The 24,948-nt window shown below is 61.4% G+C and carries 21 protein-coding genes; 9 read left to right on the forward strand and 12 right to left on the reverse strand.

The window, feature by feature from the left end; all coding sequences use genetic code 11:
• Positions 1–186: 186 nt before the first annotated feature.
• From AC1RQ5_RS22020 to AC1RQ5_RS22030, 3 genes are all read left to right on the forward strand, one after another.
• Positions 187–2,505, forward strand: a complete 2,319-nt coding sequence (locus tag AC1RQ5_RS22020) for a TonB-dependent siderophore receptor (RefSeq protein WP_493201770.1) — start codon at positions 187–189, stop codon at positions 2,503–2,505.
• A gap of 255 nt (positions 2,506–2,760) precedes the next feature.
• Complete coding sequence (locus AC1RQ5_RS22025; RefSeq protein ID WP_493201772.1) at positions 2,761–5,079, forward strand: TonB-dependent siderophore receptor; 2,319 nt, start codon at positions 2,761–2,763, stop codon at positions 5,077–5,079.
• Between the two features lie 11 nt (positions 5,080–5,090).
• Positions 5,091–6,122, forward strand: a complete 1,032-nt coding sequence (locus AC1RQ5_RS22030; RefSeq protein WP_493201774.1) for an extracellular solute-binding protein — start codon at positions 5,091–5,093, stop codon at positions 6,120–6,122.
• A 67-nt stretch (positions 6,123–6,189) separates the two neighbouring features.
• Here AC1RQ5_RS22030 and AC1RQ5_RS22035 read toward each other — a convergent pair whose 3' ends face one another.
• Entirely contained in the window at positions 6,190–6,585 is a 396-nt protein-coding gene (locus AC1RQ5_RS22035; protein ID WP_493201776.1) for a hypothetical protein, read from the reverse strand.
• A 101-nt stretch (positions 6,586–6,686) separates the two neighbouring features.
• Entirely contained in the window at positions 6,687–7,706 is a 1,020-nt protein-coding gene (locus AC1RQ5_RS22040) for an LLM class flavin-dependent oxidoreductase (RefSeq protein ID WP_493201778.1), read from the reverse strand.
• Positions 7,707–7,936: 230 nt separating this feature from the next.
• On the opposite strand from AC1RQ5_RS22040, the gene AC1RQ5_RS22045 reads away from it, so the two are divergent.
• Entirely contained in the window at positions 7,937–10,018 is a 2,082-nt protein-coding gene (locus tag AC1RQ5_RS22045) for a phospholipase D-like domain-containing protein (RefSeq protein ID WP_493201779.1), read from the forward strand.
• 46 nt (positions 10,019–10,064) lie between these two features.
• On the opposite strand, the gene AC1RQ5_RS22050 is transcribed toward AC1RQ5_RS22045, so the two are convergent.
• Complete coding sequence (locus AC1RQ5_RS22050; protein ID WP_493203518.1) at positions 10,065–10,961, reverse strand: LysR family transcriptional regulator; 897 nt, start codon at positions 10,959–10,961, stop codon at positions 10,065–10,067.
• Positions 10,962–11,062: 101 nt separating this feature from the next.
• Between AC1RQ5_RS22050 and AC1RQ5_RS22055 the strand changes: the two genes are divergently transcribed.
• Complete coding sequence (locus tag AC1RQ5_RS22055; protein WP_493201781.1) at positions 11,063–12,052, forward strand: zinc-dependent alcohol dehydrogenase family protein; 990 nt, start codon at positions 11,063–11,065, stop codon at positions 12,050–12,052.
• Between the two features lie 69 nt (positions 12,053–12,121).
• Positions 12,122–12,808, forward strand: a complete 687-nt coding sequence (locus AC1RQ5_RS22060) for a hypothetical protein (RefSeq protein ID WP_493201783.1) — start codon at positions 12,122–12,124, stop codon at positions 12,806–12,808.
• Between the two features lie 107 nt (positions 12,809–12,915).
• Here AC1RQ5_RS22060 and AC1RQ5_RS22065 read toward each other — a convergent pair whose 3' ends face one another.
• The 8 genes from AC1RQ5_RS22065 to AC1RQ5_RS22100 all read right to left on the reverse strand — a co-directional run bounded on the left by AC1RQ5_RS22065 (position 12,916) and on the right by AC1RQ5_RS22100 (position 18,364).
• A complete protein-coding gene (locus tag AC1RQ5_RS22065) occupies positions 12,916–13,128 on the reverse strand; it encodes a hypothetical protein (protein WP_398477713.1) in 213 nt (70 codons plus the stop codon).
• Positions 13,125–13,346 carry a hypothetical protein gene (locus tag AC1RQ5_RS22070; protein ID WP_493201785.1) on the reverse strand — a complete coding sequence of 74 codons (222 nt, stop codon included), beginning with the start codon at positions 13,344–13,346 and terminating at the stop codon, positions 13,125–13,127. The genes AC1RQ5_RS22065 and AC1RQ5_RS22070 overlap by 4 nt, the downstream gene beginning before the upstream one ends.
• An 8-nt stretch (positions 13,347–13,354) precedes the next feature.
• Positions 13,355–13,528, reverse strand: a complete 174-nt coding sequence (locus tag AC1RQ5_RS22075) for a DUF3606 domain-containing protein (protein ID WP_398477718.1) — start codon at positions 13,526–13,528, stop codon at positions 13,355–13,357.
• A gap of 104 nt (positions 13,529–13,632) precedes the next feature.
• A complete protein-coding gene (locus tag AC1RQ5_RS22080) occupies positions 13,633–14,148 on the reverse strand; it encodes a YciE/YciF ferroxidase family protein (protein WP_493201787.1) in 516 nt (171 codons plus the stop codon).
• A 240-nt stretch (positions 14,149–14,388) separates the two neighbouring features.
• Entirely contained in the window at positions 14,389–14,877 is a 489-nt protein-coding gene (gene cynS / locus AC1RQ5_RS22085; RefSeq protein WP_398477722.1) for a cyanase, read from the reverse strand.
• A gap of 21 nt (positions 14,878–14,898) precedes the next feature.
• Positions 14,899–15,786, reverse strand: coding sequence for an ABC transporter ATP-binding protein (locus AC1RQ5_RS22090; protein ID WP_493201789.1), 888 nt, complete (start codon positions 15,784–15,786; stop codon positions 14,899–14,901).
• Between the two features lie 193 nt (positions 15,787–15,979).
• Complete coding sequence (gene ntrB, locus AC1RQ5_RS22095; protein WP_493201791.1) at positions 15,980–16,819, reverse strand: nitrate ABC transporter permease; 840 nt, start codon at positions 16,817–16,819, stop codon at positions 15,980–15,982.
• Between the two features lie 165 nt (positions 16,820–16,984).
• On the reverse strand, positions 16,985–18,364 hold the full coding sequence (locus AC1RQ5_RS22100) for a CmpA/NrtA family ABC transporter substrate-binding protein (protein ID WP_493201793.1): 1,380 nt from the start codon (positions 18,362–18,364) through the stop codon (positions 16,985–16,987).
• 165 nt (positions 18,365–18,529) lie between these two features.
• Here AC1RQ5_RS22100 and AC1RQ5_RS22105 point away from each other — a divergent pair, with 165 nt between their 5' ends.
• The 3 genes from AC1RQ5_RS22105 to AC1RQ5_RS22115 all read left to right on the forward strand — a co-directional run bounded on the left by AC1RQ5_RS22105 (position 18,530) and on the right by AC1RQ5_RS22115 (position 24,530).
• Complete coding sequence (locus AC1RQ5_RS22105; protein WP_493201794.1) at positions 18,530–20,422, forward strand: sigma 54-interacting transcriptional regulator; 1,893 nt, start codon at positions 18,530–18,532, stop codon at positions 20,420–20,422.
• 146 nt (positions 20,423–20,568) lie between these two features.
• Positions 20,569–21,267 carry a hypothetical protein gene (locus AC1RQ5_RS22110; protein WP_493201795.1) on the forward strand — a complete coding sequence of 233 codons (699 nt, stop codon included), beginning with the start codon at positions 20,569–20,571 and terminating at the stop codon, positions 21,265–21,267.
• Between the two features lie 134 nt (positions 21,268–21,401).
• Positions 21,402–24,530 carry a metallophosphoesterase gene (locus AC1RQ5_RS22115; RefSeq protein WP_493201797.1) on the forward strand — a complete coding sequence of 1,043 codons (3,129 nt, stop codon included), beginning with the start codon at positions 21,402–21,404 and terminating at the stop codon, positions 24,528–24,530.
• Here AC1RQ5_RS22115 and AC1RQ5_RS22120 read toward each other — a convergent pair.
• Positions 24,470–24,844, reverse strand: a complete 375-nt coding sequence (locus tag AC1RQ5_RS22120) for an ORF6N domain-containing protein (RefSeq protein ID WP_493201798.1) — start codon at positions 24,842–24,844, stop codon at positions 24,470–24,472. The genes AC1RQ5_RS22115 and AC1RQ5_RS22120 overlap by 61 nt on opposite strands.
• Between the last annotated feature and the right edge of the window lie 104 nt (positions 24,845–24,948).

Here is a 24,948-nt window from a genome sequence, read left to right on the forward strand (position 1 = left end):
ACGCGCACTGGCGTAAGCCTCCCACCTCACATTCCGCCCCACCCCCGACCACGACCTGAGATCGCTCCACGAGTATGCTTTGCCAGTTAGCTTTGTTCTAACTCAACCTTAGCAACATTCCGAAACAGATCGCCCGTTGATATTCCGGATTACGGAATAATTAACCTTCGGAAGTGAGCGGGCGACTTGACCAGTAATTTCTCGACGGGCCGTGCAGCGGGCCGGAGCCATCTCCTGGGCAAACACCGGACATGCTGCCTCATCGGCACAGCAATCCTGTTCTGCGAATGCAATACGCCGACATCGCTGGCACAGGCACAAACGGTGCTGCCCGCCGTCACTGTGGAAGCTGCCACGCCGGCGCGACGCCCGACGCGCGCCACCACGGCACCGCGGCGTGCCCAGACCACCTCGCCCCAACGCAGCGTCCAGCCCTCCCCGCCAACCGCGAGCGAACGCGCCATTGCTGCTGCCGCGGCCCGCTACCAGCAGATCCTCGGCTACCGTGCGATGCCCGATGCGTCCACGCTGCGCGGTGCGACCTCGCCACTGAACACGTCACAGGTCGTCAATGTCGTGCCCCAGCAGGTCATCAGCGACCAGAAGCCACGCAATCTCGACGACGCGCTGATCAATGTCAGCGGTATCACCCAGGCCAATACGTTCGGCGCCACCAATGACGGCGTGATCCGCCGCGGCTTCGGCAGCAATCGCGACGGCTCGATCATGCGTAACGGCATGCCGCTGATGCAGCTGCGCGCCTTCACGCCGGCCGTGCAGAGCGTGGAAGTGCTGAAAGGCCCGGCTTCGCTGCTCTACGGAATCCAGGACCCCGGCGGCATCGTCAACACCATCAGCAAGCGTCCGGATCTTTATCAGCACGGCGAGATTTCGCTGTCCGGCGCCACCTACGGGTCTCGCGGCGGCGGCGACGTCACGCTCGATCTCACCGGCCCGATCGGACAGGACGGCCTCGCCTATCGCTTCATCGCCTATAACGTCAACGAGGACTACTGGCGCAATTTCGGCACGCGCCATGAGACGCTGATTGCACCATCGCTGTCATGGTATGGCGACGACACCACGGTGCATGTCAATTACGAACATCGCGACTACAAGTATCCTTTCGACCGCGGCATTGCCTTCGATCCACGCACGCTAGCGCCCCTCGCCGGCGTGCCCATCACGCGCCGCTTCGACGAGCCGTTCAGCTCCACATGGGGCCAGACCGACCTCATCCAGATCTCGGTCGATCACCGCATCAACGAGAACTGGAAACTGTATGCGGGTTACAGCTTCAATCATGAAAGCTATGGAATCGACCAGGTCCGCAACACCGGGATTGATGCCGTGACCGGCAACGTCACCCGCCGCGGCGACACCGCCCGTGGTCCGTTCAGCCACCTCAGCTATGGCACCGCGTATATGCAGGGCAATGTCTGGATCGGCGGCTTCAAGAACGAGGTCACCTTCGGCGGCGACGCGCAATATCGCGTCATCTATCGCGACGACCAGTTCGTCCAGACCGTGGCGCCGATCAATATCTACAATCCGGTCTATGGCGTGGCACAGCCCGCCTCCACCATTTCCAACCGCGACAGCAACGAGACCGACAAGCTTGGCACCCGCGCGCTGTTCGTCAAGGACACGCTGTATCTGACCGACTGGTTGCTGCTGGTCGGCGGCATGCGCTGGATGGAATACGACCAACTGGCCGGCACCGGCCGTCCCTTCAGCGTCAATACCAACATCATGGCCGACAAGATTCTGCCGCAGGGCGGCGTGGTCGTGAAGCTCAATGATCAGGTGTCGCTCTATGCAAGCTATACGCAATCGCTGAAGCCGAACTCGTCATCGAGCGCGCTGGACGGCGGCACGATCATCACGGCAAATATCGCACCTGAGGAAGGCATCTCCTGGGAGACCGGCGTCAAATTCGATGTCAACAAGCGGCTGTCCGGGACGCTGGCCTTCTACGACATCGACAAGAAGAATGTGCTGGTGTCGCAATTCGATCCACTGCTCGGCACCAATGTCTATTACACCGCCGGCAAGGTGCGCTCGCGCGGCGTCGAGTTCGACATCACCGGGCGCCTCACCGACAACTGGACCGCGATCGCGACCTATGCCTATACGGCCGCCCGCGTCACCGATGATCCGGTCCTTGCCGGCAAGGCGCTGCAATATGTGGCGCCCCACACCGCTTCGCTGTTCATGGTCTATGATTTCGGGACGCTGCTGCCCGGCCGCCTCCGTGTCGGCGCCGGTGCACGCTATGTGGACGACCGCGCCGGCGACGCCAGCAACACATATGTGCTGCCGTCCTATACTGTTGCCGATGCCTTCGCGACCTATGAGGTCAATCAGATGGGGCTGCCGGTGACCTATCAACTCAACATCAAGAACATGTTCGACACCATTTATTTCCCGTCGGCCCAGAACCGCTTCAACGTGATACCCGGTGAAGCACGGCGCTTCTCGCTGGCGGCGACAGTGAAGTTCTGACGTCAGGCCATCTCGATCGAATATCGAAGCCCGGCAACGCGCAGATGCTTTCCGCAGCTGGGTCCTCCGGAGATTGTCGGAAATGAGGTCAGGGCCTGAAACAGAGCGCGCGCCGGGCCGCAGGTGCAACATCGTTGCCACACTGCGTTGACAATGAGACCACTTTAGAGCGGTTCAATGCCCGCCTCGCAGAATTTGTACGCCACTGCTGCTAGATCGCAATCACGACACTTCTCAAACGTGAAAGCAATCGACGTGACCACCCACAACCAATGCAGCCCGACGTCAGACCCGTGCACCAGTTTCAAGCTGCGCCATGCGCATTGGTTGATCGGCGCGGCCTTCCTCATCGGTGACGTCGCTTTCGCGATCGACAGCGCCGAGGCACAGACCGCACTGCCGGCCGTGACCGTGGAATCATCGTCAGCCACGCGCCGCCCGGCGCGCGCCGTCGCCACGCCGAGCCGCTCGCGCGCTGTCGCGGCCCGCCGCAACGCCACGCCGCCCCCGGCGCCTCCGACGCAGACCCAGCGCGCTATCGCTGCAGCCGCTGCGCGCTACGAGCAGATCCTCGGCTATCGCGCGATGCCCGATGCGACCACCCTGCGCGGCGCCACCTCGCCGCTCGGCACCTCGCAGGTCGTCAATGTCGTGCCGCAGCAGGTCATCAGCGACCAGCAGCCGCGCAATCTGGACGACGCGCTGATCAATGTCTCCGGCATCACCCAGGGCAATACGCTGGCCGGCACGCAGGACGCCGTCATGCGCCGCGGCTTCGGTGACAACCGCGATGGCTCGATCATGCGCAACGGCATGCCGATCAATCAGGGCCGTGCGCTCAATCCCGCGGTGCAGAGTGTCGAGGTGCTGAAGGGCCCGGCATCGCTGCTCTATGGCATCATGGATCCCGGCGGCATCATCAACACCATCAGCAAGCGGCCGGACCTCTACCAGCATGGCGAAGTCACTCTGCTCGGGTCGACCTTCGGCAATGGCAAGGATGGCATCGATGGCACCATCGACGTCACCGGCCCGCTCGGCGACAATGGCCTCGCCTATCGCTTCATCGCCTATGGCCAGAGCGAGGATTACTGGCGCAATTTCGGCACCCGCCGTGAATCGCTGCTGGCGCCCTCGCTGTCATGGTATGGCGAAGACACCACGGTTCACCTGAACTACGAGCGTCGCAGCTTCTCCTATCCGTTCGACCGCGGCATTGCGCTCAACCCGACCACGCTGAAGCCGTTCGACAACGTGCCGATCACGCGCCGCTTCGACGAACCCTACAACGCCATGTGGGGCAATTCCGACCTGATGCAGGCCTCGGTCGATCACCGCATCAACGAAAACTGGAAGCTGTATGCGGGCTACAGCTACAATGAAGAAACCTACACGGCCAACCAGCTCCGCGTCTCCGCGGTTACGCCAGCCGGCATCCTCAGCCGCAGCAATGACGGCACCGGCGGTGCGCTGACCCAGGTCAGCTATGGCACGTCCTATATGCAGGGCACGGTGTGGGTCGGCGGCTTCAAGAACGACATCGTGTTCGGCGGCGATGCCGAATATCGCGTGATCTACCGCAAGGATCTGATCCGCCAGGCCGTCGGAACGCAGAACATCTTCAATCCCGTCTATGACCGACAGGGACCGGGCACCACTGTCTCCGCCAGCGACAGCGACCAGACCGACAAGCTCGGCCAGCGCTCGATCTTCGCGCAGGATACGCTGCATCTCACCAACTGGCTGTCGGTCGTCGGCGGCCTGCGCTGGATGGAATGGGAACAGATCGCCGGTCGCGGCCGTCCGTTCGTCGCCAACACCAACACGATGGGTGACAAGGCCCTGCCGATTGCCGGCGTGATCGTGAAGGTCAATGACGAGATCTCGCTCTATGCGAGCTATTCGGAATCGCTGAAGCCGACCTGGACCATCGCGCCGCTGGTAAGCCAGGTCACATCCAATCTCGCCCCGGAAGAAGGCGTGTCCTATGAGACCGGCGTGAAGTTCGACTTCAACAAGCGCCTGTCGGGCTCGCTGGCCTTCTATGACCTGAACAAGAAGAACATCGCGGTTTCGCAATTCGATGCCGGCACCGGCACCAATATCCTGCGTACCGCAGGTGCTGCCCGCTCGCGCGGCGTCGAGTTCGACATCACGGGCAAGCTGACCGACAGCCTCAGCGCCATCGCCACCTATGCCTATACCGACGCCCGCGTCACCGCGGATCCGCTGGTCAATGGCAACACGCTGCAGAATGTCGCGCTGAACACCGGCTCGCTGTTCCTGACCTACGACTTCGGCACGCTGCTGCCGGGCCGTCTGCGCATCGGCGCCGGTGCCCGCTATGTCGGCGATCGTGCGGGCGATGCCGAAAACACGTTCTACTTGCCGTCCTATACGGTGGCCGATGCGTTCGCGACCTATGAAGTCAAGCAGATGGGCTTCCCGGTGATTTACCAGTTCAACGTCAAGAACATGTTCGATAATGTCTACTTCCCGTCGGCCGTGAACCGGTTGAACGTGGCCGTCGGCGATGCGCGCAGGTTCTCGCTGGCCGCGACGGTGAAATTCTAACGGAGTGAGTGATGCGAGCACGAGACTGGACCAGACTTCCCACCCTCCTGCTCACACTCACGGCAACGTTCCTCTCCTCGGCGGTGTCGGCCGCCGAGGAGATCAACCTCTACACAACGCGCGAAGCCGCGCTGGTGAAGCCGGTCACGGATGCCTTCACCAAGGCTACCGGCATCACCGTCAACGCCACCTTCATCGAAGACAATCTGTCGAAACGCGTCGCCAGCGAAGGCAAGACCTCGCCCGCCGATGTGCTGCTCACCATCGGCCTCGACAAGACCTCGCAATTCGCGACGCTCGGCCTCACGCGCCCGATCAAATCCACTGCACTGGACAAAGCGATTCCATTCGAGCTGCGCGACCGCGGCCGCGCATGGTTCGGCATTGCCATGCGCCCGCGCGTGGTGGTGGCGCGCAGCGACAGCGCGCTGGCGTCGATCACCTATGAAGATCTGGCCAAGCCGGAATGGCGCGGCAAGCTGTGCATGCGCACGGTGCTGCACCAGAACAACGTGGCGCTGGTGGCCGCCTATCTGCTGCATAACGGCGTGCCGGCCACGGAGGCATGGCTGAAAGGCCTCAAGACCAATCTCGCCGGGCTCCCCGAAGGCAAGGACAACGACGTCATCCGCCGCATCGCGCAGGGTCGCTGCGAGATCGGCATCGCCAACACCGTGGCGCTCGCTCAGTTGCGCGATGGCCGCGAGGGCGCGGACTGGAAGACCGATGCGGACAAGGTGAAGGCGGTGCCGACGACGTTCCGCAATCGCGGCACGCATATGAACGTGACGGCTGTCGGTATCGCAAAACATGCGCCACATAAGGCTGCAGCGCTGAAATTCGTCGAGTTCCTCGTCACCGACGAGGCGCAGAAACTATTCGCCGAAGCGGAGCTGGAATATCCCGTGACAAGAACCGGCGCACGCGCGCCGATCGTCACGGACATCGGCTCATTCCCCATCGACGATCGCCCGATCGATCAGATCGCAACGACGCAGAAGGCCGCAGTGGATCTGATCCGGAAAGCGGGATTTACGAAGTAGCCACCCGGGCGCTCCGTGGACTCCCTCCCCCGACGCGGCGTCGCCGCTTGAGGGAAGGATACCCGTCTCACTCCTTCTTCAGCTTGATGCTGAAGGTGAGCGAGCCATTGACGGTGTAGCCTTCCGGCTGGCTCGACTGATAGCGCGGCGTGGCATTGAGATTGTTGGTGATCTGCTCCAGCACGCATTCCTGCGCCAGCGTCTCGCGCAGGATGTCGCATTCGCGCGCGGCCGTGCTGTAGACGATGCGACGCGCGCGATCGCGCAGCTTCTCGGCCTCGTCGCTATCGCCGGTGGGTCCGGGCACGAAAATATTGATGTTGGCCGTGACGCGGGTATAGCCCTCCGGCACGCCGTTGGGGCCGAGCATACGACGACTCTGCACCTGCGCATGCACCGCGGTGGCCGCGGACACCAGCACCAGCAATGCGGCGGTCGCCGAGAGATAGAACTTCGATGGCATCTTGCGTGTCTCCCTGTGAGAAGCGCATGATACCTATCCTGGATTGCATCCATATGAATGCGCGCGCAGAAATCCCGCACGCGCATTCATATCTCGTTAACTCACCGCCAGCCCATGCCCGGCGCCACATGCTTCAGGATCGCCTCGATCACATGGGCATTGTAGTCGACGCCCAGCTGGTTCGGCACCGTCAGCAGCAGCGTGTCGGCTTCGGCAATCGCCTCGTCGCCCTTGAGCTGCTCGATCAGCCGATCCGGCTCCGCCGCATAGCTGCGCCCGAAGATCGCGCGCTCGGTCGCGCTCAGCATGCCGACTTTGTCTTCGTCGCCACTGCGGCCGAAATACATGCGGTCCTGATCATTCACCAGCGCGAACAGGCTGCGCGACACTGACACACGCGGCGTTCCCGCATGCCCAGCCGCTGTCCACGCATCGCGATAGAGCCGGATCTGCTCGGCCTGCTGCACATGGAACGGCTTTCCGCTCTCGTCGATCTTCAACGTCGACGATTGCAGGTTCATGCCGAGCCTGGCCGCCCATTCCGCCGTCGCATTGGTGGCAGCGCCCCACCAGATGCGCTGGCGCAGGCCTTCGCTATGGGGCTCCAGCCGCAACAGGCCCGGCGGATTCGGAAACATCGGATTGGGATTCGGCTGCGCAAACCCCTTGCCCTGGATGACGTCGAGAAACACCTCGGTATGCCGCCGCGCCATCTCCGCTTCGGTGTGGCCGTCCGCCGGCCCATAACCGAAATAGCGATAGCCCTCGATCACCTGCTCCGGCGAGCCGCGCGAGATGCCGAGCTGCAGCCGGCCGCCGCTGATGAGATCGGCCGCGCCCGCATCCTCCGCCATATAGAGCGGGTTCTCGTAGCGCATGTCGATCACGCCGGTGCCGATCTCGATCTTTTTGGTGCGCGCGCCCACCGCCGCCAGCAGCGGAAAGGGCGCTGCGAGCTGGTGCGCAAAATGGTGCACACGGAAATAGGCGCCGTCGGCGCCGAGCTCTTCGGCCGCAACTGCGAGATCGATGGATTGCAGCAGCGCGTCACCCGCCGAGCGCGTCTGCGACGAGGGTGACGGCGTCCAGTGGCCGAAGGAGAGAAAACCGATTTTCTTCATGGGAGGGTCTCGGGGTGGATCTGTTGAGACCTATCTAGGCGCTTTCCGCCTTGGAAACAGCGCATGCATGGAAACGATGCGTTTCCGCAGGATGCCATTCCCATCCGCTCCTATGCACAGCCGCGCACGACCTGAAGCTGTCCATTCCCACAACATATACAAATAGTTGACGCGCAATCCGACTTGGGCAAGCATCGCTGCGCAAGATCGCGGCATCCGTGGGGGACATCATGCGAACCGACGACGAGGCAAAACCGTTCAGGGCCAGGGCTATCGCCGGCACACGCGCCGTGATGATTGCGCTCGATTGCGAGGCGCCAGCCAGCAAAGGCCTGCTCGGTTTTGCCTTCCGACGCGCCAAGGGCACCGCGGATCTGAAATATCTCCGCTCGCTGAAAGTGTTCGAGGACGTCGTCCCTGATCCCGACACCGAACAGGGCGAATACCTGACCGACCGCTTTCCGGTCCAGAGCTTCCTGTGGAGCGACTACACCGCCGATCCCGATACGGACTACCGTTTCGAGATCGTGCCGGTCTATGGCACGCCCACCGCGCCCCGGCTCGACGAAGCCCATAAGCTGACACTCAATGTCCATACCGAGAAGGAGGACGACGGCAAGCACGGCATCTGGTTCAACCGCGGGGCCATCGCCAGCCAGGCCTATGCCCGCCGCTTCAAGAACCATGTGCCCACCGATGCGGAGATGAACGATCGCGACGACGAACACACGATCTGGCTGTCGCGCGGATTGCTCGAAGCCTGCCTCGCTCACATCGACGGCACGCAGGAGCGCGAGGCATTGCGCGCCTGCGTCTATGAATTCACCTATCCGCCCGTGCTCGAAGCCTTTCGCAACAAGATCGAAGCCGGCATCGATGTCCGCCTGATCGTGCACAAGGACAAGGACGGCAAGAACGAAGCGGCGATGAAGAAAGCCGGCCTCGACCTCAAGAAGACGGTGAACGGCGAGCCCGTCATCATCTGGCGCACGCGCCCGCCGATCCCGCACAACAAGTTCATCATCAAGCTCGACGGCGACAGCCCGCAAGCCGTGTGGACCGGATCGACCAACCTCACGCCGTCGGGCTTCCTCGGCCAGTCCAATGTCGGCCACCTCGTGCACGACGCGGATGTCGCCGAACAATATCTGAAATACTGGACCATCCTCAGCGATGACCCCACCGGCAAGCCGGCCAAGGAAGGCGTCGCCGAGATCTCGCCCTATCCGCCCCCGGTGGTCGAGGCCGAACCGCCGACCTGCATTTTCTCACCTCGCCAGACCGCCTCGATGCTGAACTGGTATGCCGACCGCATGAGCGACGCGACCTCGTCCATCATGTTCACCGCAGCATTTACAGTCGCTCCGGATTTCATCGAGCCGCTGGCGCGCGACCGCGATTTCCTGCGCTTCGTGCTGAAGGAGAAGCCGCCCACCGCCGACGAAAGCAAGGCCCTCCAAGGCGATCGCGACCTGCAGATTTCCTATGGCGCCGTGCTCGGCGCCGAATTCAAGGTGGTCGACGGCAAGCTCGTCGCCAAGCGCAAGGTGAAGCAGTTTCCGCTCGACCGCTGGTATCTCAAGGAAGAGCTGACGCGCAGCCAGGGCAATATCTTCTTCGTGCACACCAAATATCTGCTGATCGATCCGCTCAGCGACGACCCGCTGGTCTGCACCGGCTCGGCGAATTTCTCCGACGGCTCGCTCACCAAGAATGACGAGAACATGCTGCTGATCCGCGGCGACACCCGCGTCGCCGACATCTACATGACCGAATTCGATCGCCTGTTCCGCCACTTCTATTTCCGCGATGTCGCCAATGAAGTGGCCGCCAAGCGCAAGCCCGGCGAGAAGCCGGAAAAGGTGTTTCTCGATCCCGACGATCGCTGGACCAGAAACTACTTCATCGAAAACGGATTCAAGTCGCGTCGCCGCCAGATGTTCTTCCTGCCGGTGAGCCCGAACTGGGTCGACAACGCGAAGACCCACAACGCGGAAGAGCCCATCCGCCCCGCCAAGGACAAGCCAGCGAAGAAAGCCGCTGCAACGAAGAAAGCGGCCGTGAAGAAGGGCAAGACAAAAAAGGGAACGACGAAAAAAGCACCGGTGAAAAAGGCCAAGGCAAAGAAGGCCACTGCGAAGAAAACAAAGGTCCGCAAGGTCAAAACGGCAGCCAAGGCCAGGAAAGCGACAAAGAAGGCAACAAGAGGAAAGAAGGCGACCAAGGCCACGGTGAAGAAAACCACCAGGGCCAAAGCCAAATCCAGAACCAAATCGAAGGCCAAATCCAGGACGGCAAAGAAGAAGCGCTAGCCGCGACGGGCGCTTTGCCGGCAGCATGCCGGCATGACGATATGCGCTACATCAGCTTTGGCAGCGCTGCTGCCAGCGCATCCACGGCCAGCCGCACCTTCATCGGCAGATGCGGCGTGCGCAGCCAGAAGGCATGGACGTCGTAAGGATAGCTCGGCACATCCGCGAGCAGCTGTACGAGCTCGCCGCGCGACAACTGCGCGCGCACCAGCCATGACGGCAGCCACGCAATGCCAGCACCGGCCGCGGCCGCTTCTGCGATGGCGTCGAGATCGTCGAGGCGCAGACGTCCCTTCGGCACGACTTCGTGTATCGCGCCATTCGCTTCCGGAAACAGCCAGGGCGGCACCGGCCCGGAGCGGCGATAGATGACGGCTGCATGCACGGCGAGATCGTCGATCCCCTGCGGCGTGCCATGCGCAGCGAGGTAATCCGGCGCCGCGCACACGATCATCTGCTGCCGCGCGAGTCGGCGTCCCACCAGCATGGCGCTGTCGCCGGGCTCGCCGGTGCGGATCGCCAGATCATGGCCGTCGTCGGCGAGGTCGCTGAGCCGGTCGGTGAACGACATCTCCAGCTCCAGCAGCGGATGCCGCATCACCAGTTCGCGCAGCACCGGCGCCACGCAGCGGCGGCCGAAATGCACCGGCAGCGTGAGACGCAACACGCCCCGCAGCTCCGCACGCTGATCCGCCGCCAGCGCATCGGCCGCCGCCATCTCGGCCAGGATCGCCTTGCAGCGCTCGTAATAGGCACGGCCGAAATCTGTCAGGCTCTGCTTGCGCGTGGTGCGATGGAGCAGTTGCATGCCGAGCCGCGTCTCCAGTTCGCGGACATGCTTGCCGGCCATCGGCCCGGACATGCCGAGCGCGTCGGCCGCCGCGGCGAAGGAGCCGAGATCGACGGCCCGGACAAAGGCTTCCATGCTGGCAAGGCGATCCATATTCCGAACCATTGGTTTCGAATGATCTTCCGAAACGCTCATTTATCGCATCCGGCACCACCGATACAGCTCATTCATTCCCGCGATGAAGGAGTTTTCGCATGCCCCGCATTGTCCGTTTCCATCGCTTCGGCGGTCCGGAGGAACTCGGGATCGACGACATCCCGGTGCGTGATCCCGGCCCCGGCGAGGTGCAGATCCGCGTCAAGGCGCTCGGCCTCAACCGCGCAGAAGCCCTGATGCGCGCCGGCGCCTATATCGAGACGCCGCCCCTGCCGGCGCGGCTCGGGCTTGAGGCCGCCGGCCTTGTCGCCGCTCTCGGCGCCGGCGTCACCGGCTTCGCGCTGGGCGATGCGGTCAGCGTGATCCCGCCGGTGTCGATGATCCGCCATCCCACCCATGGCGAGATCGCGAACCTTCCCGCCGCGCATGTGGTGAAACATCCGCCGGCGCTCGGCTTCACCGAAGCCGCCGCGCTGTGGATGCCGTTTCTCACCGCCTATGGCGCGCTGATCGATCTGGCAAAACTGCGCGCGGATGACACCGTGGCCATCACGGCGGCGTCGAGCAGCGTCGGCCTTGCTGCGATCCAGATCGCCCGCAGCGTCGGCGCACGCACCGTGGCCATCACGCGCACACCGGACAAGGAAGCCGCATTGCGCACCTTCGGCGCCGATGATGTGGTGGTGACGGCGCATGACGATGTCGAAGCCAGTCTCAAGACCATCGCCCCCGATGGCATCCGCATCGTACTCGACGCCGTGAGCGGCGCATTGGTCACGCCGCTCACATCAGCCATGGCGCGCGGCGGCATCCTGATCGCCTATGGCGGCCTTGCACCGGAGCCGACGCCCTTCCCGCTCTTCACCGCGCTCGGCAAATGCCTGACCCTGCGCGGCTATCTCGTGCATGAGATCGTGGAGGATGCGGTGAAGCTCGCTGCCGCAAAACGTTACATCCTCGACGGCGTCGCCGCTGGCACCTTCACGCCAGTGATCGCCAGGACGTTTGCGTTCGACGACATCGTCGCATCCTATCGCTTTCTCGAATCCAGCGCACAGTTTGGAAAAGTGGTGGTGACGCTTCCATAGGTGCGATGCCGGCCCCTCCTCAGCGCTCGGGTCTTGCCTTGCGACAGAAATAGGCATATATTCCAACGCATGCCTTATCCCATCGCCCCTCTCTTCCTTCCTGGTATCCGCGTCATCGACTCCACACGGAGCGAGCCGCAGGAGGAGACGATCCTGAGCGGCCCGCGGACGCGCGGATCGCGGCGACCGCATGGCGATGGCAAACATGCGCAGGTGCGTCGCCTGATCGAGACGACGCGCATGACCTATGGCGAGATCGCCAAGGCAACGGGCGTCGGCCGCGCCTCGATTTGCCGCTGGACGCAGGACGGCCAGTGGCAGCGCCCCTTCTATGCGCCGGTGGCCACCGACACCGTGCCGAGCGCCCGCGCCTCGCGAAAACTGCGGCTGCGCAAGCTCGGCGAACGGCTCTATCTCCTTGCCGACCGCATGCTGCGCGACCTCGAAGCACGGCCCGACGTCACGCCGGAAGCGCTGCTGCAGGCCTTGCAGGTGGTGAAGATGGCCAGGGCCGAAGCCATGGGCCGCCGGCGCCGCCGCCGCGATCCCGATGGCGTGCCGCGCACCGGCGCCTGGTTTGCGTCGCGCGACGAGGCGATCATCACAGCCCTCAAGGAGATGCGCCGCGCCACCGGCCTCGATACGCGCCATATCCCCGATGAAGCCATGGCGCTGCTGGAAGCCGCCCATCCGCGTCCGGAAGACGAGCCCGATCACCCGATGCTGAACGGACGCCGGCGGCGACGGCGGCGGTGATCGCAAGGACGTTCGCGGTCGACGATATCGTCGAATCCTATCGCCCTCGAAGGCAATCATTTCGGCAAGGTGGTTGTGACTCTGCAGGAAGCGCCGCGCCCGCGCCTCTATTGCGCCGCTTCCGCTTCTGCCTCACGCAATCTCTTGCGCTGTTCGCGCAGCGTCGGCAGATGGATACCGAGGCGGCTGGCCTGACGGCGGATCGCCTGCACATTACGCCGAAGCGCCGCCGCACATTTGATGGGAGAGGCGCCGGCTGCTGCCATCACGCGCAGGCGCTCGATGTCGGCTTCGGACCAGGGTTTGACCAGCGGCATCATGAGGATTGCCCGATCACACGAAGCGGCGCGTTGTCGCGATGGCGCATAAAGGCCGCTATCGCGCGATTGGAGAGTTTGAGCCGGCTGCCTTCGCCCTGCTCGATCTGATAGGCGACATGGCGCCCGACATAATCGAAGGCTGCGTCGGCCGCGCACACCCCCGCTCGCTCGAGATAATCGAGCGCAATCTTCACCGACTGTTCGTGCAGCGCGTCCATGGAGAGGGTCAGGCTGCCAACTCCTTGCGAACGGCTGCAGCCGAGTTACCAACCTTGTCCACCAGCGCCTGCAGTTTCGCGCGATCGATCTTGAGCTGATGGCTCCAGTATTTCACCTCATGCGGCTCGTGCATGTTGATTTTGCTGCGATCGGGCTGGCCCTTGTTCCTGAGATCGTCCATGGCGTCCTCCAAAGCGCGGCGGCAGCGACGGGCTGCACCATACGAACGTGAGCCAGCACGTCTTGTTCCGCCGACCCGGCGTCGCCGCCGGGCCGGCAAAGAAATCACAGATCGGCTTCAGCCGCGACATTGACCACCGACTTCGCCAGCGTGGACAGCGCCGCATCCGTCGCCTTCTCCTCCTTCAGCGTCGCGTCCAGCAGCGCGACGGCTTCGGGCATGCCGAGCTCCTTGGCCCAGGTCGCCAGCGTGCCATAGCGGGAGATCTCGTAATGCTCCACCGCCTGCGCCGCAGCCGCGAGGCCGGCATCCAGCGCCGGCATGCCTTTATATTCGGACATGATCTCCGCGCCTTCCTTGGTGATCCCCATGATGGCATCGCATTTCTTGGCAGCGGGCCTCTTGCCGAGGATCTTGAACACGCCTTCGAGGCGCTTGATCTGACCGGCCGTTTCCTTCTGGTGCTTGAGAAAGGCCGCCTTCAACTGCTTCGACTCCGCCGCCTTGGCCATCTTCGGCAGCGTGGCGAAAATCTTCTTCTCGGCGAAATACACATCCTTGAGCGTGTCGTGAAACAGGTCGGCGAGCAGCTTTGGCTTTTTGGTTGTTTTCTTGGCCATGATGATTTCCTCCGTACGATACAAAAATGGCCCCTGCACAGATGCAGAGGCCAGACATGTGCTGGTTTACAAATGACCTGCGACAAGCAGCAGTTGTGAGCAAGGTTCCGCGCGAAGCAATGTCACGCGCAGCGCATCAGCTGCCGCTCGTACCAGTCCGAGGCTGGTATCCACACGACCGCAAACGGCCGGGACAAGCCCGGCCGCGACGTATGATGGCAGATCGCCGGTCGGATATCCTTAGTCTTCCTTGAAGCCATATTCCGGCACGTTCCCGCTCGCGCCGTAATATTTGTACGGCAGGAATTTTCCGCTCATCGTGATCTTGACGCGATCGCCCTTCGGGTTGGCCACGCGCTCGAAATCGAAATCGAAATCGATCGCCGACATGATGCCGTCGCCGAATTCTTCCTCGATCAGCATCTTCCAGGCCGGGCCGTTCACCATCACCATTTCGTAGAAGCGATAGATCAGCGGATCCTGCGGCGGCATCTGCATGGTTTCGGCGCGCATCGGGATCTCGTTCAGCATCGCGGTCTCCGCCTTGGAGAGGCCGAACAGCTCGCCGGCATTGGCCGCCTGCGGCTTTGTCAGTTTCATATTGCCGAGAATGGCGCCGACGATCAGCACGTCGGAATAGCCGCCGATCGCCTTGCAGATATGTTTCCAGGTCCATTCCTTCTCGCGCTTGATATCGAGCAGCTTTTCGGTGAGGTCGGATCGCAGCATGGTGGTCTCCTTTGCAGATGATCAGCGCATCGCGCTGGTGAGAGACGGCATCGTTGGCGCCTCGGTGAAAACTGGCCGCACCACGGGGACGTTGCGCGGATCGTGGTCCGGCGTGGTGGCGGTAAAGGTCTTGCTGCGCGTCACCAGGAAATCGATGATGTGGTTGCGCAGCGCGTAGTAATGCGGGTGCTTGTGCAGATCGATGCGGGCGCGATCCTTCGGCAGCGGGTTCTCGACGATTTCCGCGAGCACGGCACCGGGGCCGTTGGTCATCAGAAAGATCTTGTCGGCGAGATACATCGCCTCGTCCACGTCATGGGTGATCATGAAGGTGGTCTGGCCGGTCTCCAGCGTGACACGGCGCACCTCGTCCTGCAGCGTCCCCCGTGTGAGCGCATCGAGCGCCGAGAACGGCTCGTCCATCAGCATGATCTTTGGCGTGATCGACAGCGCCCGCGCGATGCCGACGCGCTGCTTCATGCCGCCGGAGAGTTCGGACGGCCGCTTGTGCTCGGAGCCGGTCAGGCCGACCTTGTCGATGAAGGTCTGCGCATGCGCCCGGATTTTGGCCTTGTCCCATTTGCGCCATTTGGACGAGACCGCATAGGCGATGTTGCCCATGACCGTCATCCATGGCAGCAGCGCGTGGCTCTGGAAGATCACCGCGCGATCGAGGCTGGTGCCGGAGATCGCCTGGCCATCGACGATGACGGTGCCCTCGCTGGGCTCGTCGAGCCCGGCGAGGATGTTGAGCACCGTGGTCTTGCCGCAACCGGAATGGCCGATGATGCAGCCGAATTCGCCGGGGGCGAGCGAGAGCCAGAGATCCTCGAAGATCGTGGTCCGCCCGCCATGCGCCGCCGGATAACGCTTGGCGATGCCTTCGATGGAGATGAATTTTGTGGTCATGCGGTTGCTCCTGCCTTCTCCCGGCCTGCGGGGAGAAGGTGGCGTCGCGAAGCGACGACGGATGAGAGGGAGTCTCCGCAGGCTCCGGAGCGTGTGGAGCGCCCCCTCACCCGCCGCTTCGCGGCGACCTCTCCCCGCAAGCGGGGAGAGGTTAGAAAGCTGCGCTTATCGAGAGTAACGAACACCATCGCCATCACTCCGGGAACGTGACCATGCGGGTGAAACGCGCGAGGATCTGGTCGAGCAGCATGCCGACCAGACCGATCATCAGGATCGCAATGATCACATTAGTGATCGACAAATTATTCCATTCGTTCCAGACGAAGTAACCGATCCCCGTGCCGCCAACGAGCATCTCGGCGGCGACGATCACCAGCCACGCGATGCCGATCGAAATGCGCATGCCGGTGAGGATGGTGGGCGCGGCCGCCGGCAGGATCACGGTGAAGGCGCGGCGGAACGTGCCGACTTCCAGCGTACGCGCGACATTCACCCATTCTTTTCGCACCGAGGCGACGCCAAACGCTGTGTTGAGCAGCATCGGCCACACCGAGCAGATGAAGATCACGAAAATGGCGGAGAGCGACGAGTCCTTGATCGTGTAGAGCGCCAGCGGCATCCAGGCCAGCGGCGAGATCGGCTTCAGCACCTGGATGAAGGGATCGAGCGCCTTGTTCATCAGCGGCGACATGCCGATCAGGAATCCAAGCGGGATCGCGACGAGCACGGCGATGAGATAGCCGAGCCCTACGCGGCCGATGGAATAAGCGAGCTGGATGCCGAGGCCCTTGTCGTTCGGCCCGTTGTCATAGAACGGCCGTTTGAGATGCTCCCAGAGCTTGGCGCCGACATCGAGCGGACCGGGCATGGCGGATTTGCCTTGCGTGGCCGTGATGCCCATGAGCCTTGCGTATTCCGGCGACATGGTGGTGGTGCCAGCGCTCTGGCGCGTGGCGAGGTGCCAGGTGCCGAGGAAGGCGAGGAAGATCGCAAGTGAGACGACAGCCGCGCGAAAACGAAGGGATTTTGTCATTTAAATATGTCTCTTGACGTCACGACACACTCTGCCTGTCATCCCCGCGAAAGCGGGGATCCATAGCCTCCGAGTTCGCGAGTGAAACGCTGAACTTATCGACATGTCGTCACACTAGCTCGGAGGGTATGGGTCCCCGCTTTCGCGGGGACGACAACGGAGCAATCAGCTCGCCTTCTTGATCTTGAAGCTCGCCACATATTCATCCGGCTTCATTGGATCGAACGTCTTCCCCATCACCGCGAACGACTTGTAGCTCGTGGTCGGCGGCGTCAGGCCCATCTCCTTCATCACCTTGCCGGTGTCGGTCGCGAGATAGATCTGCTCGGCCACCCCCTTGTAGTCGACGTCGCCCTTGATCTGCCCCCAGCGCTTCATCTGGGTCATCATCCACACCGCAAAGCTCTGCCAGGGGAACGGATCGAAATCGACGCGCTTGGGATCGGTCTTGATGCCGCCGAGCCCGTCCGCATAGGTGCCGGTGAGCACCTGCTCCAGCACCACCGGCGGCGCATTGAGATAGGCCGCGGGCGCAATCGCTTCCGCGATCGACTTGCGGTTCTCCGCCTTCGAGGCATAGGCGGTGGCATCGACGATGGCGCGCGTCAGCGCAGCAAAGGAGTTTGGCGAGTTGGTGATGAATTCGCGGCTGGCAGCGAAACTGCAGCACGGATGCCCGTCCCAGATTTCCTTCGACAGGATGTGCATGAAGCCGACGCCGTCATAGATCGCGCGCTGGCAGATGTTGTCGGGGGCAAGGAAGCCGTCGATATTGTCGGCGCGCAGATTGGCGACCATTTCCGGCGGCGGCACCGAGCGGATCTGGATATCCGCATCGGGATCGATGCCGTGTTCGGCGAGATAATAGCGCAGCAGATAGTTGTGCATCGAATAGTCGAACGGGACGGCGATCTTGAAGCCTTTCCAGTCCTTCGGATCGCGCTTGTCCTTGTGCTTCATGGCGAGCGTGATGCCCTGCCCGTTGATGTTCTCGATCGCCGGCACGGTGAACGGGATCGGCTGCGAGCCAAGCCCCAGCGAGATCGCGATCGGCATCGGCGCCAGCATATGCGCGGCGTCATATTCCTTGTTGATGGTCTTGTCGCGAATGACGGCCCAGCCGGCAGTCTTCACCACTTCGACCTTCAACCCCTGCTTCTGATAGAAGCCGAGCGGATCCGCCATGATGATCGGCGTGGCGCAGGTGATCGGAATGAAGCCGACCTTGAGCTCGGTCTTTTCCAGCTTGCCCGCGCCCTGCGCGAACACTTCGGTCGCGGTCTTGATCGGGAAGAACTGCGACAGCGCCGCCAGCGCGGTCGATGCGCCGACCGACTGCAGGAACGCGCGGCGCGTGGCCTGCTGCGGGAACAGCTGGCGCATCACGGCGGAGGCGACCACGCCCTCGTAGCGCTTCTCCTCGCTCGCGGGGACATCGCATTGCAGTTGCAGGGAGGCCTCATGGGCGGACTGGCTGTCGTGCTGTCCGCAGCTGCAGGCGCCAAGGCGGCGGTTGGGGTCGAACGGATTGTCGAATGTGGACATTGTGACTCCTCCGGTGATGCTCCCAAGAAGTATTCAAGGAGTGTGCCAGCCGCGGCCGGCGCGAAAAGTCCAAGTGCCGCAGGCGTTTTCGGGGATCGTTGGAAACCACGAGATTTCGTGCTACACGAAAATTCGTAGCCCGATTACGAAATCTCGGAGTCCGCCATGGATGCGCCGGTCCGCGAGCCCGATCTGCGCCTGATCGCCTTCGATCACGCCATCGAGCCGACCTTGCTGCTCGATCCGCACAGCGACCAGATCATCGACGGCAATCTCGCCGCCTGCACCCTGCTCGGCTATGACCGCATGACGCTGCGCGAGATCAAGATCAGCGCGCTGCATGCCGGGCAGCTGCCCGCCCTCATCGTGTTCACCCAGGCCGTACTCGCCAAGGGCAGCTATTTTACCCGCACGCTCACCCCGCGCCACGCGACCGGCCAGCCGCTGCAGCTCGAATATGCCGGCGCGCTGCTCGAAGTCGGCGGGCGCACACTGGTCACGCTCACCATGAGCGATCTCGAAGAGCGCCGCCGCCGCCATGTGGATGCCGATGCCGAAGACTACATGCATGGCGGCATCGCCGCCTGGCAGCGGGTCGAGCGCGTGTTCCAGGATATCGAGCGCGAGAACCAGCTGATCCTGCGCGCCGCTGGCGAAGGGATTTACGGCGTCAATGCCGAGGGCAAGGCAACCTTCGTCAATCCCGCCGCCGAACGCATGCTGGGATGGACGGCGGAGGAACTGGTCGGCCGCGAGATCCACGCCATCATGCATCACAGCCACGCCGATGGCAGCCACTATCACGATCACGACTGCCCGATCTATGCCGCCTTCCGCGACGGCGCGGTGCACAAGATCGACAATGAGGTGTTCTGGCGCAAGGACGGCACCCCGGTCTGGGTCGAATACACATCGACGCCGATCCGCGACCGCCACATGGTGGTCGGCGCCGTGATCGTGTTTCGCGATGTCAGCCAGCGCCGCGAGGCGGACGAGAAGCTGCATGCGGCGCTCACCGAAGTCGATCGCCTCCGCGCGCGCCTCGAACTCGAAAACGCCTATCTGCAGGAGGAAATCCGCATCGAGACCAATCCGCGCGGCATTATTGGGCAATCCGCGGCGATCCAGAAGACCCTGCGGCAGGTCAAGCTGGTGGCGCCCACCACCGCCGCCGTGCTGATCACCGGCGAGAGCGGCACCGGCAAGGAGCTGATCGCGCGCGCCATCCACGAAGCCTCCAGCCGCCGCGACCGCCCGCTGATCCGCGTCAATTGCGCCGCCATCCCGCGCGAACTTTTCGAGAGCGAATTCTTCGGCCATGTCCGCGGCGCCTTCACCGGCGCGGTGCGCGACCGCATCGGCCGCTTCGAGCTGGCCGACGGCGGCACGCTGTTTCTCGACGAGGTCGGCGAGATCCCGCTGGAGCTGCAGGGCAAGCTGCTGCGCGTGCTGCAGGAGGGCCATTTCGAGCGCGTCGGCGAGGAGCGCACCCGCGAGGTCGATGTCCGCGTCATCGCCGCCACCAATCGCAATCTCAAGACGGAGGTGTCGCGCGGAAAATTCCGCGAGGATCTGTATTTCCGGCTCAACGTGTTTCCCGTGGAATCCGTGCCGCTGCGCGATCGCCGCGAGGACATTCCGCTGCTGGCGCAACACTTCTTGCTCAGCGAGCGCCTGCAGTCGGACCTGCGTCTCTCCGAAGGCGATGCGCGAAAACTGTCGCGCTACGACTGGCCGGGCAATGTGCGCGAATTGCAGAACGTGATCGAGCGCGCGGTGATCCTCGCGCAGAACGGAAGGCTGCGCATCGACCTGCCCGACAGCGCCAGCCCGCAAGCCGCCAGCGGCGCGCGCGCCAAGACAGAGGCGCGGCCGGCGGTGATGACAGCCGGCGAGCTGCGCGATCACGAGCGCAGCAACATTCTTGCGGCGCTCGCCGCCACATCCGGAAAAGTGTTCGGCCGCCATGGCGCGGCCGAACTGCTCGACATGAAGCCGACGACGCTGGCGTCGCGGATGAAGGCGCTGGGGATCGAGGCGCCGCGCGGACGCCAATAGCCGTCATTGCGAGGCGCCACTTGGCGCCGAAGCAATCCAGAGCCGCTCGAAGGAAGACTGGATTGCCTCGTCGCTACGCTCCTCGCAGCGATACCTGACGACAATTATGGGTTGCACACACCGCGAATAGGTATATAGTCCCCTGCATGCCCTATCCCTTCGTCCCCCTTTTTGACTCCCCCATCCGCGTGATCGACAGCGCCGAGGATGCGGCGGCGCGTGATCCGGCCAACGGCCCGCCGCCGTTTCTGCGCGGTCGCCCGAAGGGATCGAAGCGCCCGCACACCGACGGCAAGGTCGCGGAGGTTCGGCGCCTGATGGAGGATACCACGCTGACCTACCGGCAGATCGCCGCACGCACCGGTGTCGGCGTCGGCAGTATCATGCGCTGGAAGCGCGATTTCGGCTGGCAGCGTCACCCGTTTGCTGCGCGCCCCACCGACACGGTGCCGACGGCACGCGCCTCGCGCAAACTCAAGCTGCGCATGCTCGGCGCCAAACTGCACCTTCTCGCCGAGCGCTGTGTCACCGAGCTGTGGAACAGTCCCGCGGTCGATCTCGAGCGGCTGATCGAGGCGATGCAGGTGCTGCAGATGGCGCGCGTGGAAGCCATGGGCCGCCGCCGCCCGCGCCGCAGCCCCTTCGGGCCGATCCGCACCGTGCGGGAATGGATCGACCGCGACACCGCAATCCGTATCGCGCTGCAAGAGATGCGTCGCGGTGGCGTCGATCTCGAGCACATCCCCGAGGAGGCGATGGCGCTGCTGGAGGATGCGCACACGCCGCCGGAGGATCATCCGGCGTTAAGGCCGAGAGTATCGCGGGGACCGAGAAGGAGGCGATGAGCGCCAGTCGCCGTCGCCCAAGCCCGCTCCCGTGCTCAATCGCAAATTCGGCTTATAACCAGTTGTCCGACTCAAAAGAAACTACCCTCGATAGCGGCGCACTCCTATAGTTGCTAACAACTGATGGAGCAACCATGCGATTGATTCATATTACTGACCTTCACTTCACTTGTTCGAACCCATTTCAACAGGCTCTTATCGAAGCGATGTTGAAGGACTTTGGTGGACTGTATGAATCCGGATACGTGCCAGATTTTCTCGTGTTTTCTGGAGATCTAGTAAACAATCCCGACGAGAAAGACGTTTATCAAACGTTCGAAACATCCTTCCTACTACCGGCTTTGCAAGCCCTTCGATTGGCACCGGAAGAGGTTGTTTTTTGTCCGGGAAACCACGACGTAAGCCGCTCATCACTTGAACAATGGCAAGACGAACGACAAAAACTAGTTCAAGCTATGGGCGGGGATCAGAGCGGATTAGATCGCCATTTGTCCACTGCTCCAATGAAGGCGTATGCTTGGGCACTCAGCACCGAATTCTTTGAACTAGCCAAGCGTTGCGGAAACCCGTGGGACAATCCATTTGTTCACACCTATTCTTACCCCGCAAAAAAAGTAGGATTTGTTGCGATAAACACGGGCTTCGGCTGTGGTGCTGAAGGATCGCAGCACGACCGAGGAAAGCTCGCAGTCTCAGGAAGCCAAGTCCTAGAGGCACTTCAGAATCTGCCTGGCGACTATCAGAAGCTCTCGCTGATGCATCACACAATCAGCGACCTCAATGAAGCGAGCTCTCGCATCCTAAGTCCGCTACTCTCAAAGCAATCGACTGCTCATTTGTTTGGGCACGTCCATCAGGCATTTCCAACTTTCATCACCACGTCCAGTGCATCATGCTTTATGATACAGGGCGGCGCCCTTTATGAACGAAGCGGTCAATATAACGGATACGCCTGTGTTGCCAGTTCCGATGATAACCACCTAGTTGCAAGATACCGGACATACTATACAGACAGGCAAGAATTTGACGTTGGCACTAACGTCGCTCCAATGGGGCAGATCTTCAATTCATTAGCAAGCAAGTCTTACTGGGAAAATCTGACGCCAGCTCCGTCCAATGACGACGTGTGCCTGTGGCTCCTGGAAACAGCTGATGCAGCAGCAAAAGCGTTGGACGGGACAATTATTGGCAAGTCGCTCCTCTCTACATTCGTTGAGCCGCCGATTACTAAGCAGCAACCCAATGAAGATGACTTAACGAACTCAAGCCATAAATTCACAATTGAAGACATTCTAAAATCGCGTGACCATACCGTCTTGTGCTGCCCGTCGGAGTATGGAGCAACATCGATCTTAAGCTATCTCGCCATGACTTTTCATTCCGACTGCCTCAATTTACCGAAAGCAGTTGTTCCCCTTTTCTTGGACGCGAGGCGCTTTAGAGGAAGTTACGAAGCATCTATCTCAGCGAGCCTGCGCGCTGCATTGCCTGAAAGTGATCAACGACAATTCAAGTTAGGGCCGCTGCACGAAAATGGCCGCCTGGTAATTCTGGTAGATGATGTTGATCCATCGAATAACCAGCACCTTGCGTATATAGCTGGCATCCGACAATACTACCCGCGCGCTAGGCTGATCGTGGCAGCAAAATTGGATCTGCTGAATACCGAGCGCTTAAGGCCGGCAATTGCAATCGATAAGTACGATCTACTTCGTGTGGGGGCATTGTCTCGAACTAAAGTGAGGGGACTCGTCGAGAAGTGGAAGCTGCCCGCAGCGTTACCAGCTGACGTCGTTGTCGATGAAATCCAGTCGAGATTTGAGGCGCTAGGAATACCACAGACGGCCGGCTACGTGTCGATTTACCTGTCTGTTATCGAGCAAATCGAAGGCTACAATCCGATCAACTCATCAACTGTGATCGAGAATTTTGTCGAAGCTGCCCTGCAGAAATATAAGCCACAATACATCTTCCGAAGCTCCTTCGATTATCGAAATCAAATCGATTATCTTGGTTTCATTGCGGAGAAGATGTGCCGTCTAGACTCATTCCTTGTTCCCTATGAGGTAGTGTATGAGTGGACGAAAGAGCACTTCAATCGGATTGGCGTTGAACACGACTATTCAAAGCTAATTCAGCATTTTGTAGAGAACAAAGTTCTCGCTGACGAAGGTAACTATCTCTTCTTTCGATATAATATCTTCCTTGCTTTCTTCGTTGCGCATCGGATGCAGCAGTCCGCGGAATTCCTACAGTGGTTGCTCGTCGACTTCCGCTACATCCACTTTACCGCAGAACTCGACATATATTTTGGGTTGTCGCGCCGCGACCTACTTTCGCTTGAATTTATAAGTCAGCAGTTCGCGGCCCTATCAGCGCAGTGGGATGAGGTGATTAAGCCGTTCGGATGGGCTGATCGCCTGGAGAAGTTGTCGATCCCCGCAGCGAAGAAGACCGATATGGAAGAGTTTACAGCCAGCATTGAGCGTCAGCTTACTGGTGACGACTCTCCTGAGGCCCGGGATCAAGCTTTAGGTGGCGAAGATAAGACACCAACTGACGTGCGCCCACGCCATGTGAGGCAAGTAGCGCAGGGTACATTCCCTCGGTGGGTAATGACGCTGAGAGCATACACTGTCGCACTGAAAAACCTTGAGAACATTCCAAAAGAGAAGAAAGAAGAACACCTTAGTAAGATACTTGAAGGCTGGTCGAAGGTTATTCTTTATGCATGCGTTGGCTTTAGAGACATCATTGAGGTCCGAGAGCTAGAAATAGCAGGAACGAAAGTGCATCTCGATCTGCCGAGCAGAGTTGATGCGCGCACTGTCCGGGCGATTTTTTTGAAGATACCCGTCGTTATATCTGAGTTGCTTCGTCGCGACCTTGGCTCTCCCAAGTTGGCGTTGCAGCTCAAGAACGAAGATCTGGCGACGTCACTATCCGATTCCTTTCTCCAAACAGGACTGTTCGCCGATCTGAAACTTTCGGAATATCTCGGCAGACTGAAGTCGTTCCGTGCTCGTGCCGACAAGCAAAATTCGATGATCTTTCTTGAGATCATGCTGGAGAAGATGAGATTGCTTTTCCTCCGTCTGGGGCTGGATGAAGCGGAGCAGCCAGCGTTTCTAGCGATTGCAGCGGAGATCAGCGCCCAATTGAAGGGATTGGATGGCGAGGACCGGAAGCGCGAGATAGTTCGCTACATGGCGGAGTTGAAGAAAACTGGGCGCGTCAGTCGATTACGTGACATCATGCAGTAAAATGATGAGGTCGAGGCGTTGATGAACGCAGGCGCGCCGCGCGCGGTTACGACGCGCTGCGCATATTGTCGGCCGCCACGGCTGGGCTTTGGGGTCGCAATTTGCGACCTCAAAGCAGCGAACTCCGCGTCGGTCAGATGGAAGCAGTGCCGCTCATCGACCAGATCGGCATTCCGTCTGATGCGCTCGTTCAGACGCTTGGTGCTGATACCGAGCGCGCCCGCCAAATCGGAATCCAGAATGACCTCGATGCCCCGCACGCGATAGATCGTCGGACGCCCCTGCAGCGAAACGATGGCCTGGTCGCCGCTCATGCCGGAACCCCGATGTTTGAGGTCGCAGATTGCGACCGATCTCGTGTCCAAAGCCAGCGGTACTTTAAGTAGCTCGTTCCCGGCGATCTATTGGAAAATGAGAG

The sequence above is a fragment of the Tardiphaga sp. GW821-FHT12E02 genome (assembly GCF_058807155.1).